Annotated in this window: 10 protein-coding genes; 4 read left to right on the forward strand and 6 right to left on the reverse strand. The window is 72.0% G+C overall.

What is annotated here, in order from left to right; translation table 11 throughout:
* A partial coding sequence (locus E4P40_RS23015; RefSeq protein ID WP_280790640.1) for a carboxyl transferase domain-containing protein occupies nucleotides 1–2,303 on the forward strand: 2,303 nt, incomplete at its 5' end.
* 15 nt (nucleotides 2,304–2,318) lie between these two features.
* On the opposite strand, the gene E4P40_RS23020 is transcribed toward E4P40_RS23015, so the two are convergent.
* Entirely contained in the window at nucleotides 2,319–2,747 is a 429-nt protein-coding gene (locus tag E4P40_RS23020) for a response regulator transcription factor (RefSeq protein WP_135160718.1), read from the reverse strand.
* Nucleotides 2,748–2,903: 156 nt separating this feature from the next.
* On the opposite strand from E4P40_RS23020, the gene E4P40_RS23025 reads away from it, so the two are divergent.
* The 3 genes from E4P40_RS23025 (at nucleotide 2,904) to E4P40_RS23035 (ending at nucleotide 6,255) form a co-directional block, all read left to right on the forward strand.
* The gene (locus tag E4P40_RS23025) at nucleotides 2,904–3,392 is read left to right on the forward strand and encodes a Fur family transcriptional regulator (RefSeq protein ID WP_135160719.1); all 489 of its coding nucleotides are present in this window, start codon (nucleotides 2,904–2,906) and stop codon (nucleotides 3,390–3,392) included.
* A gap of 20 nt (nucleotides 3,393–3,412) precedes the next feature.
* Nucleotides 3,413–5,590, forward strand: coding sequence for a catalase/peroxidase HPI (gene katG, locus E4P40_RS23030; RefSeq protein WP_245160534.1), 2,178 nt, complete (start codon nucleotides 3,413–3,415; stop codon nucleotides 5,588–5,590).
* Nucleotides 5,591–5,658: 68 nt separating this feature from the next.
* Complete coding sequence (locus E4P40_RS23035) at nucleotides 5,659–6,255, forward strand: MSMEG_1061 family FMN-dependent PPOX-type flavoprotein (RefSeq protein ID WP_135160720.1); 597 nt, start codon at nucleotides 5,659–5,661, stop codon at nucleotides 6,253–6,255.
* 64 nt (nucleotides 6,256–6,319) lie between these two features.
* Here E4P40_RS23035 and E4P40_RS23040 read toward each other — a convergent pair whose 3' ends face one another.
* From E4P40_RS23040 to E4P40_RS23060, 5 genes are all read right to left on the reverse strand, one after another.
* Complete coding sequence (locus E4P40_RS23040) at nucleotides 6,320–7,144, reverse strand: siderophore-interacting protein (protein ID WP_135160721.1); 825 nt, start codon at nucleotides 7,142–7,144, stop codon at nucleotides 6,320–6,322.
* Complete coding sequence (locus E4P40_RS23045; RefSeq protein WP_135160722.1) at nucleotides 7,141–7,980, reverse strand: ABC transporter ATP-binding protein; 840 nt, start codon at nucleotides 7,978–7,980, stop codon at nucleotides 7,141–7,143. Before E4P40_RS23045 ends, E4P40_RS23040 begins: the two co-directional genes overlap by 4 nt.
* The gene (locus tag E4P40_RS23050) at nucleotides 7,977–9,029 is read right to left on the reverse strand and encodes an iron chelate uptake ABC transporter family permease subunit (RefSeq protein WP_135160723.1); all 1,053 of its coding nucleotides are present in this window, start codon (nucleotides 9,027–9,029) and stop codon (nucleotides 7,977–7,979) included. The genes E4P40_RS23045 and E4P40_RS23050 overlap by 4 nt, the downstream gene beginning before the upstream one ends.
* Nucleotides 9,026–10,069 (reverse strand): iron ABC transporter permease, encoded by a 1,044-nt coding sequence (locus E4P40_RS23055; RefSeq protein WP_209305474.1) that lies wholly within the window; start codon nucleotides 10,067–10,069, stop codon nucleotides 9,026–9,028. The genes E4P40_RS23050 and E4P40_RS23055 overlap by 4 nt, the downstream gene beginning before the upstream one ends.
* On the reverse strand, nucleotides 10,066–10,771 hold a 706-nt coding region (locus E4P40_RS23060; protein ID WP_135160724.1), incomplete at its 5' end, for an ABC transporter substrate-binding protein. The genes E4P40_RS23055 and E4P40_RS23060, both read right to left, overlap by 4 nt.

Consider the following 10,771-nt stretch of genomic DNA (forward strand, 5'->3'; position numbering starts at 1 on the left):
TCGAGACGCTCACCTTCCGGCCCTCCGACGGCGGACTCGCCGAGGAGGACGTCATCCGGGGCATGCATCCGCTGACCGCGCAGCGGCTGGACCTCTGGCGGCTGAAGAACTTCAACGGCCGCCGCCTGCCGTCGGCCGAGGACACGTATCTGATTCACGTCGTCGCGAAGGAGAACCCGAACGACGAGCGGCTCATCGCGATGGCGGAGGTGCGCGACGCGACCCCGCTGACGAACGCCGCGGGTGAGGTCATCGGCTTCCCGACCGTCGAGCGGCTGCTGACCGCCTGCATGGACAGCCTGCGGCGGGCGCGGGCCTCGCTGGGCGGGAGCCGGCGGCTCGACCACAACCGGATCTTCCTGTACGCGTGGCCGTCGATCGAGCTGTCCCCGTCGCAGCTGGCGACGCTGGCCCGCGCCATCGCGCCCCTCACGATCGGGGCAGGGCTGGACGAGATCGTGATCCTGGGGCGCCTGCAGGTGGAACCGGGAGCGGAGCCGCGCGACGTGGCGCTGCGCTTCTCGAACACCCCGGGCACCGGCGTCGGCCTCCGGGTGACCGACCGGCCGACCGAGCCGATGCGGCCGCTGGACGACTACACGCAGAAGGTCCTCCGGTCGCGCGCCCGCGGCCTCGCCTACCCCTACGAGCTGGCCCCGCTGGTGGCCGGGCCGGGGGGGACGTTCGTCGAGCACGACCTGGACGCCGCGGGCCGGCTGGTGCCGGTCGACCGGCCGCCGGGCACCAACACGGCGGGCATCGTCGTGGGGCTGGTGACCTCGCCGACGCCGCGCTACCGCGAGGGCATGACGCGGGTCGCCCTGTTCGGCGACCCGACCAAGGCGCTCGGGACCGTCGCCGTCCCCGAGTGCGCCCTCGTCGTCGCCGCTCTCGACCTGGCCGAGGAACGTGGCCTGCCGGTGGAGTGGTTCGCCCTGTCGTCCGGCGCCAAGATCTCGATGGACAGCGGCACCGAGAACATGGACGCGGTCGCGAAGGGGCTGCGCCGGATCATCGAGTTCACCCAGGCCGGCGGCGAGATCAACGTCGTCGTCGCGGGCATCAACGTGGGCGCCCAGCCGTACTGGAACGCCGAGGCCACGATGCTCATGCACACCAAGGGCATCCTGGTGATGACGCCGGACAGCGCGATGGTGCTGACCGGGAAGCACTCGCTGGACTACTCGGGCGGGGTGTCGGCGGAGGACAACTTCGGGCTCGGCGGCTACGACCGCGTGATGGGGCCGAACGGGCAGGCGCAGTACTGGGCGCCGAACCTGTCGGCGGCCGTCTCGCTGCTGTACCAGCACTACGACCACGCCTACCTTGCGCCGGGCGAGCGCTGGGCGCGGCCGGCGGAGACGACCGACCCGCGGGACCGGGACGTGCGGACGTACCCGCACAGCCACCCGTCGAGCGAGTTCACGACGGTCGGTGACGTGTTCTCCTCGACCGCCAACCCGGACCGGAAGAAGCCGTTCGACATCCGCACGGTGATGCGTGCGGTGACCGACCTCGACCACCCGGTCCTGGAACGGTGGGCCGGGATGGCCGACGCCGACACGACCGTCGTCCTGGACGCGCACCTCGGCGGACACCCGGTGACGGTGCTGGGCGTCGAGTCCCGGCCGATCCCCCGGCGCGGCAGCTTCCCGACGGACGGACCCGACCAGTGGACGGCGGGGACGCTGTTCCCCCGCTCGTCGAAGAAGGCGGCGCGGGCGATCAACGCTGCTTCGGGCAACCGGCCGCTGGTCGTGCTGGCGAACCTGTCGGGCTTCGACGGGTCACCGGAGTCGCTGCGGAACGTGCAGCTGGAGTACGGCGCGGAGATCGGGCGGGCGATCGTCAACTTCGACGGACCGATCGTCTTCTGCGTGATCTCCCGGTACCACGGCGGTGCGTTCGTGGTGTTCTCCGGCGTGCTGAACGACAACATGGAGGTGCTCGCGGTCGAGGGCTCCTACGCCTCGGTGCTCGGTGGCGCGCCGGCGGCCGCGGTGGTGTTCACCGGCGAGGTCAACAAGCGGACGGCATCGGACCCGCGGGTGCGCGAGCTGGAGGCCGCGCTGTCGGCGGCGGAGGGTGTGGACCAGGCGCACCTCCGGGTCGAGCTGGCGGCGCTGCGGTCCAGCGTCCGGTCGGAGAAGCTCGGCGAGGTGGCCGCCCAGTTCGAGGGAATCCACAACATCGAGCGCGCCCGGGAGGTCGGCTCGGTGCATGCCATCGTGCCCGCCGCCGAGCTCCGCCCCCGCCTGATCGACGCCGTGGAGCGCGGCATGGACCGCGCCGTCCGAGCGTGAGGAGCCCGACGCAGGTCAGAGGCAGTAGGGGCAGCAACCGCAGCCGACGATGACGGTGCGCAGGCAGTGGAGCAGCGCATCCGTCCGCGCGTCCTTGGTCAGGAGCGCGTCGGCTCCCGCGGCCGCCACGGTGTGCCGGGCAGCGTGCTCGGCGGTCAGCACGACGACCCTCGGCTCCAGCTGTGCGGCACGCAGCGCCTCGGTCGCCGCCAGACCGTTCATGACCGGCATGGAGAGATCCATGAGGACGATGTCGGGTCGCAGCCGGGCGACGGCGTCCACGACCTCCGAGCCGTCCTCGCACTCGCCGACGACGGTGACGCCGTCCTCGTCGGACAGGACCTCGGACAGCGACGTGCGCACCATCGGATGGTCGTCGACGACGAGCACGCGGATGTCGGTGGTCTCCAGACGCTGCCCGCACGAGCAACTGCGTCCCGTCATCCGAACCTCCCAGCCCCCGACCGTGGGTGTGGCCGGGACAGCACACCGGTCCGGATCCCGGAAGTCCAGTGCCGATGTGCCCGTGCTGTGCAGAGCCGACGGTTGCCCTGCGTCCTTCGATTGATCGGTTCCAGAGAATCGACCAGACTGCAGGACGTGCCGACGGCTTCGGACCTCGAACGCATGGTGCGCGAGGCCGGCCTGCGGGTGACGCGTCCCCGGACGGCGGTCCTGTCCGCCGTGCACGACCACCCGCACGCCGACACCGACTCGATCATCGGCGTGGTCCGCCGCGACTACGGCGAGGTCTCCCACCAGGCCGTCTACGACGTGCTGCGCGCGCTGACCGCCACGGGGCTGGTGCGCCGCATCCAGCCGACGGGCTCGCCGGCCCGGTACGAGGCCCGGGTCGGTGACAACCACCACCACGTCGTCTGCCGGTCGTGCGGCGCCATCGTCGACGTCGACTGCGCGGTCGGCGAGGCGCCCTGCCTCACGGCCAGTGACGCCGCCGGCTTCACGGTCGACGAGGCGGAGGTCATCTACTGGGGCCGCTGCCCGCAGTGCATTGCCGGCCCGGAAGCCACCAGCCCATCCCCCACCAGCCCGTCAGAGACACCGGAGATCAGGAGAGGCCAGTCGTGACCGACCCGAACACCCGAAGCGTGAGCGAGAGCGAAAACCCGGGGATGCCCTCTCCCGAGCCGGCGCCGCACCGGCCGAGGACGAACAAGGACTGGTGGCCGAACCAGCTCGACCTGTCGGTGCTGCACCAGCACTCGTCCCGGTCCAATCCGCTGGACGGGCAGTTCCGCTACAAGGAGGCGTTCCAGGGTCTGGACGTCGAGGCGCTCAAGCGCGACCTCGTCGACCTGATGACGACCTCGCAGGACTGGTGGCCGGCCGACCACGGCCACTACGGCGGGCTCTTCATCCGGATGAGCTGGCACGCCGCCGGCACGTACCGCATCGAGGACGGTCGCGGTGGCGGCGGCCAGGGCGCCCAGCGCTTCGCCCCGCTCAACAGCTGGCCCGACAACGCCAACCTCGACAAGGCCCGCCGGCTGCTGTGGCCGATCAAGCAGAAGTACGGCCAGAAGCTCTCCTGGGCCGACCTCCTCGTCTTCGCCGGCAACGTCGCCCTGGAGTCGATGGGGTTCACGACGTTCGGCTTCGGCTTCGGGCGGGAGGACATCTGGGAGCCCGAGGAGATCTTCTGGGGCCCGGAGGACACCTGGCTCGGCGACGAGCGCTACAGCGGTGAGGAGCGGCAGCTCTCCGGTCCGCTCGGCGCCGTCCAGATGGGCCTGATCTACGTCAACCCCGAAGGCCCCAACGGCAACCCCGACCCGCTCGCCGCCGCCCGGGACATCCGGGAGACCTTCGGCCGGATGGCGATGAACGACGAGGAGACGTTCGCGCTCATCGCGGGCGGGCACAGCTTCGGCAAGACCCACGGAGCAGCCAGCGCCGAGGACTACGTCGGGCCGGAGCCGGAGGGCGCCCCGCTCGAGGAGCAGGGCCTCGGCTGGAAGAACCGCTTCGGCAGCGGCAAGGGCAACGACACGATCACCAGTGGGCTCGAGGTCATCTGGACCCAGACCCCCAACCGGTGGAGCAACTACTTCCTGGAGAACCTGTACGGGTTCGAGTGGGAGCTGACCGAGAGCCCGGCCGGCGCCAAGCAGTGGATCGCGAAGGACGCCGACGACGTCATCCCCGACCCGATGACCAGCGAGCTGACGCGCAAGCCGACCATGCTCACCACGGACCTGGCTCTGCGGGCCGATCCGATCTACGACGAGATCGGGCGGCGCTTCCTGGCGAACCCCGACCAGTTCGCCGAGGCCTTCGCCAAGGCCTGGTTCAAGCTGCTGCACCGCGACATGGGGCCGGTCTCGCGGTACCTGGGACCGTGGGTGCCGGAGCCCCAGCTGTGGCAGGACCCGGTGCCCCCGGTCGACCACGAGCTGATCGGGGACGCCGACATCACGGCCCTGAAGGCCACGATCCTCGACTCCGGGCTGTCCATCCCGCAGCTGGTGTCGACGGCGTGGGCGTCGGCGGCCAGCTTCCGGAGCACCGACTTCCGGGGCGGGGCCAACGGGGCGCGGATCCGGCTGGAGCCGCAGCGGAACTGGGCGGCCAACGAGCCGGAGCAGCTGGCGACGGTCCTGGGCACCCTCGAGGAGGTCCAGCAGGCGTTCAACCTCTCCCAGGAGGGCCGGAAGGTCTCGCTCGCCGACGTCATCGTCCTGGGGGGCTGCGCAGCCGTCGAGCAGGCGGCCCGCAACGCCGGACACGACATCACCGTCCCCTTCTCCCCCGGACGCACGGACGCCTCGCAGGAGCAGACGGACGTCGAGACGTTCCGCGTCCTCGAGCCGACCGCCGACGGGTTCCGCAACTACTCGCGGCCCGGCGAGAAGCTGCCGCTGGAGGTCCGGTGGCTCGACCGGGCCTACATGCTGTCGCTGACAGCCCCTGAAGCGGCGGTCCTGGTCGGCGGCCTGCGCGTCCTGGGTGCCAACGCCGGCGCGACGCGGCACGGCGTCTTCACCGACCGGCCGGGGTCCCTCACGAACGACTTCTTCGTGAACCTGCTCGACATCTCGACGGAGTGGAAGCAGTCCGCGGAGGAGAACGTCTACGAGGGCCGGGACCGGGCCACGGGGGACGTGAAGTGGACGGCGACCGCCGTCGACCTCGTCCTCGGCTCGCACTCCCAGCTCCGGGCCATCTCCGAGGTCTACGCCCAGAGCGACTCGGGCGAGAAGTTCGTGCGCGACTTCGTCGCCGCGTGGGACCGCGTCATGAACCTCGACCGGTTCGACCTGCGCTGACCCCGCTGCCGAGGTCGGCCGCCCGACGGCCGACCTCGGCATGCGGCACGCCGGATACCGTCGAGGGCGTGAGCACGCCCGAGACCCTGCCCGGTTACCGCCGTCCGTCCCAGCTCGTCCGCGACAAGGTGATCGACCGGATCGACCGCCACTGCCGTGCGTTCATCGAGCTCTCCCCCTGGGCCACGCTCGCCACCGCCGACGCCGACGGCTTCCCCGACGTCTCCCCCCGGGGCGGCGAACAGGGGTTCGTGAAGGTCCTCGACGAGCACTTACTGGCCCTGCCCGACCGGCCGGGCAACAACCGCGTCGACAGCCTGCGCAACGTGGCGGTCAACCCGCGCGTCGCACTGATGTTCCTGGTGCCGGGGATCGAGGAGACGCTCCGTGTCTTCGGGACGGCGTCCATCGTCGGCCCCGACGACCTCGACATGGACCTCACCGAGTTCGGGAAGCCGCCGCGGTCGGTGCTCGTCCTTCACGTGCAGCGCGCCTACTTCCAGTGCGCCAAGTCCCTCATGCGGTCGGGCCTCTGGCAGCCGGAGCAGTGGCCCGGCCGCGGCGACTTCGCGCCGATCGGCCAGGTCTTCCGGGACCACTGCCGGCTGCCGGCGCCGCTCCCGCCGGACGACGTCATGCGCGCGGACCTCGCCCTGGAGCTCTGAAGGTGCCGAAATCGTGGTTTCGGCACCTCCGCAGGGGTGCCGAAACCGCGATTTCGGCAGTGCTCTAGTCGATGCGGCCGATCGGCTCGCGCTTCTCGGCCTGGAAGACGTCCTCGGTGCGGCCCCGCGCCCAGTAACCGGAGATCGACAGGCGCTCGCGCGGCACGTCGCGCAGCACCCTGCGAACGGCCTTGACCGACTCCCGCTCGCCGTGGGCGAACACCTGCACGCCGTCCGGCTCGTGCGCCTCTGCCGGCCAGCCGGCCGGGTCCACGGCGCGGGCGAGGAACGAGGTGTCCGTCGGGTCGGGGTTGACCAGCCACCGCACCTCGATCGAGGAGGCGGTCTGCAGGGGCACCATGTCCGCGGGGTCGCCGATCTCCAGGTGGACGACGCCCCGCGCCGCCGGAGGGAGTGCCTCCACCGCGGCGGAGATGGCCGGCAGGGCCGACAGGTCGCCGGCGAGGACGTGCCAGGCGACGTCGGGGTCCGGGGCGTAGCCGCCTCCGGGGTCGCTGATGACCAGCCGGTCACCGGGCTCCGCCGTCGCTGCCCAGGGCGCGGCCACGCCGGTGTCGCCGTGGGTGACGAAGTCGATGGCGAGGCGACGCGCGGCCCGGTCCACCCGGCGCACGGTGTAGGTGCGCAGCACGGGCCGACGTTCCGGCGGGAGGGCCTCCCGCAGCGCGGCCAGGTCGTACGGCGGCTCGTGGCCGAGCGACGGGTCGACGAAGATCAGCTTGACGTAGGAGTCGGTGCACCCGGTGTCGGGGAACGCCTCCAGCGACTCCCCGCCCAGGACCACGCGGACCAGGTGCGGGCCCAGCCACTCCGTGGCCTCCACGGTCAGGACGTGCTGTCCGGCGGACTTCCTGCTGGGCGCGCTCACGCGTCGCTCCTTCTGCTCACGAGGTCAGGGGTCGGGCTCGACATGTGGTGGCGGCCGATCGGCAGCATCAGCGGCTTCCCCGACGTCGGGTCGGGGATCACCTGGCAGTCCAGCCCGAACACCGCCTGCACGGTGTCCACGGTGAGCACCTCCGCCGGCGTGCCGACGGCGTGCACACGGCCCGACGCGAGCGCGACGAGGTGGTCGGCGTAGCGGGCCGCCATGTTGAGGTCGTGCAGGACCATCACGATCGTCGTCCCCCGGGTGCGGTTGAGGTCGGTCAGCAGGTCGAGCACCTCGATCTGGTGGCTGACGTCGAGGAACGTGGTCGGCTCGTCCAGGAGGAGCAGGTCGGTCTGCTGGGCCAGCGCCATCGCGATCCAGACCCGCTGGCGCTGGCCACCGGAGAGCTCGTCCACCGCGCGCTCCGCCAGCCCCGTCGTCTGGGTGGCCTCGAGGGCCGCCGCCACCGCGGCGTCGTCCTCCCTCTTCCACCGGGTGAACACGCCCTGGTGCGGGTGGCGGCCCCGCCCGACGAGATGGGCCACGGTGATGCCCTCGGGCGCGATGGGCGACTGCGGCAGGAGCCCGAGCGTCCGAGCGAGCTCCTTGGCCGGCAGCCGGTGCACCGCGTTGCCGTCGAGCAGGACCTGGCCGTCGCGCGGGGCGAGCAGCCGCGTCATCGACCGCAGCAGCGTCGACTTGCCGCAGGCATTGGCGCCGACGATCGCGGAGATCCGGCCCGGCGGCACCAGGAGGTCGAGGTCCTCGATGACGGTGCGGTCGCCGTACCCGAGGGTGAGGCCCTCGGCGACAAGGTGGTGAGTCGCGGTCACAGGGAGCCTCCGGCGCGGTTGGTGCGGACGATCAGGTAGATCAGGTACGGAGCCCCGAGCACGCCGGTGACGACGCCGACCGGGAACCGGGTGCCGAGGGCGAACTGGCCGACCAGGTCCGCCACGAGCACCAGCAGCGCCCCGACCAGGGCGGCGGGGACGAGCAGCGAGCCGTTCGGTCCCACGATCCGGGCCGCGATGGGTCCGGCGAGGAACGAGACGAAGGCGATCGGTCCGCACGCGGCCGTGGCGAAGGCGATCAGGCCGACCGCCGCGACGATCGCCACGATGCGGGTGCGCTCGACACGGATCCCCACGGCGGACGCCGTGTCGTCACCCAGCTGCAGTGCGGAGAGCTCGCGCGTCTGCGTCAGCAGCACCGGCCCGAGCACGACCAGCGCCACCAGGGCCGGCACGGTTGCTTCCCACGTGCTGCCGTTGAGGCTGCCGGTCAGCCAGCGCAGCGCCTCGGCGAAGTCCCACGCCCCGGCCTGGTCCAGGACGTAGGCGATGAAGCTCCGGGACATGGCGGCGACACCGATGCCGATGAGGATGAGCCGGGTTCCGGCGACGCCGTCCTTGAACGCGAGCAGGTACACGAGCAGCGCCACCGCGAGCGCGGCGACGATCGCGGTGACGGAGACGGCGCTGCCGCTCCACCCGAGGACGACGATCGCGAACGCGGCCGCGGCGCTCGCCCCGGCGCTGATGCCGATGACGTCCGGGCTGGCCAGCGGGTTGCGCAGCATCGTCTGGAACGTGACGCCCGCCAGACCGAAGCTCAGCCCCGCCACGACCGCGAGGACCGCGCGCGGCAACCGGAGCCGGCCGACCGTGAACGTGGCGCCGGAGACGTCCTGGCCGAGGACGACCCGCAGCACGTCCCCGGGCGGGTAGAAGGTCCTGCCGACCATGAGCGACACCACGAACGTCGCGACGACGAGCACGGCGAGCACTGCGATCACCACCCGCCGCCGGGCCGCGCGCCGGGTCCGGTCGCGCGCGACGGCCTCGACGGTCGACGGGGCCGGCGGAACGACGGCGGTCACAGTTCCCGGACCTTCTGCCGGCGGACGATCGCGATGAAGAACGGGGCGCCGACCAGCGCGGTGACGATGCCGACGTCGATCTCCGACGGTCGGGCCACGATCCGGCCCAGGATGTCGGTGGCGGTCAGCAGGCAGGCGCCGGTCAACGCCGAGAAGGGCAGCAGCCAGCGGTGGTCCACGCCCACCAGCAGCCGGCACAGGTCGGGGACGATCAGCCCGACGAAGCCGATGGGGCCGGCGACCGCCGTCGCGGCCCCGCAGAGCAGGACGGAGCCGAGGGCCGCGACGCCCCTGGCGACGGCGACCCGCTCGCCGAGGCCGGCCGCGAGCTCGTCGCCCAGCGCCAGGGAGTTGAGGCTGCGAGCCGACAGCAGGCTGACGGCGGACCCGACGGCGAGGAACGGCAGCACCGTGCCGATGCTGTCGAAGGTGGCGCCGCCGACGCCGCCGATCTCCCAGGACTGCACGCTCTCCGCGATGTCACCGCGCGGCAGGGCGACGGCGGTGATGAACGACGTCAGCGCGGCCGAGGTGGCCGCGCCGGCCAGGGCGAGCTTGAGCGGGGTGGGCCCGCCGCGCCCGAGGGACCCGACGGCGTACACGAACACCGCCGAGAGCGCGGCACCGGTGATCGCCGTCCAGATGATGCTGGTGGAGGAGAACAGCCCGAACCAGGCCAGTCCGGCGACCACGGCGAGCGACGCGCCCATGTTGATCCCGAGGACGCCCGGATCGGCCAGCGGGTTGCGGGTGACGCCCTGCATGACCGCGCCGGAGAGCCCCAGCGACGCGCCCACGACGACGGCGAGGAGCGTGCGGGGGATCCGCTTGGTCACGGCCGCCTGGCCGATGTTCTCCGGTGATCCGCCGAGGGCGGCGACGATGTCGGACCAGCCCACGTCCCGGGAGCCCACCGCGACGGAGGCGGTCATCACCGCGACGAGCACCGCCAGGACGGCGAGCAGCCAGAGGAGCCGGACCGACCCCGGGCGCCGCACGACGGCGGCGTCCGGGGCCGGCACGGGAGGAGCAGTCGTCACCGCCCCTTGTCAGCTGCCTCGGCGAGCATCGAGACGTAGTCCCCGAGCACCCAGGAGATCGCCAGCGGGGTCGGGTTCGCGGCGGTGCCCAGGGGGGTGTCGGGCAGCAGGACGATCGCGCCGCTCTTCACGGCCGGGATCTGCGACAGCAGCGGGTCGGCGTTCAGCGCGTCCACGAGCGCCTGGTCGCCGTAGGTCACGATGATGTCCACGTCGTCGAAGACGTCGACCTGCTCGGCGCTCACCGTGCCGGAGAACTGCTCCGGGTCCGTCGATGCCTCCGTGACGCTCGCAGGGGTGGACAGCCCGAGGTCCTCGAAGAAGGCGCTGCGGGTGTCGAACGGCGTGTAGAAGCTGACCTCGCTGAGGTCGGTCGTGTCCACGTGCGTCAGGAACATGGTCGCCTTGCCCTCGAGCTGGGGGTACTCCCCCACCGCCTCGGCGATGTCCCCCTCGAGCCTCGCGACGAGCTCCTCGCCCTCGTCCTCCATGCCCATGCCCTTGGCGTTGATCTCGATCATCTCGCGCCACGGCGTCGCCCACGGCGCCTCGGGGTAGGCCACGACCGGTGCGATCTCGCTGAGGGTGTCGTAGTCCTCCTGGGTCAGGCCCGAGTAGCCGGCGAGGATGACGTCGGGGTTCGTGTCCGCCACCGCCTCGAAGTCGATGCCGTCGGTCTCGTCGAACAGCACCGGCACCTCG

This window comes from Blastococcus sp. CT_GayMR20, assembly GCF_004570345.1.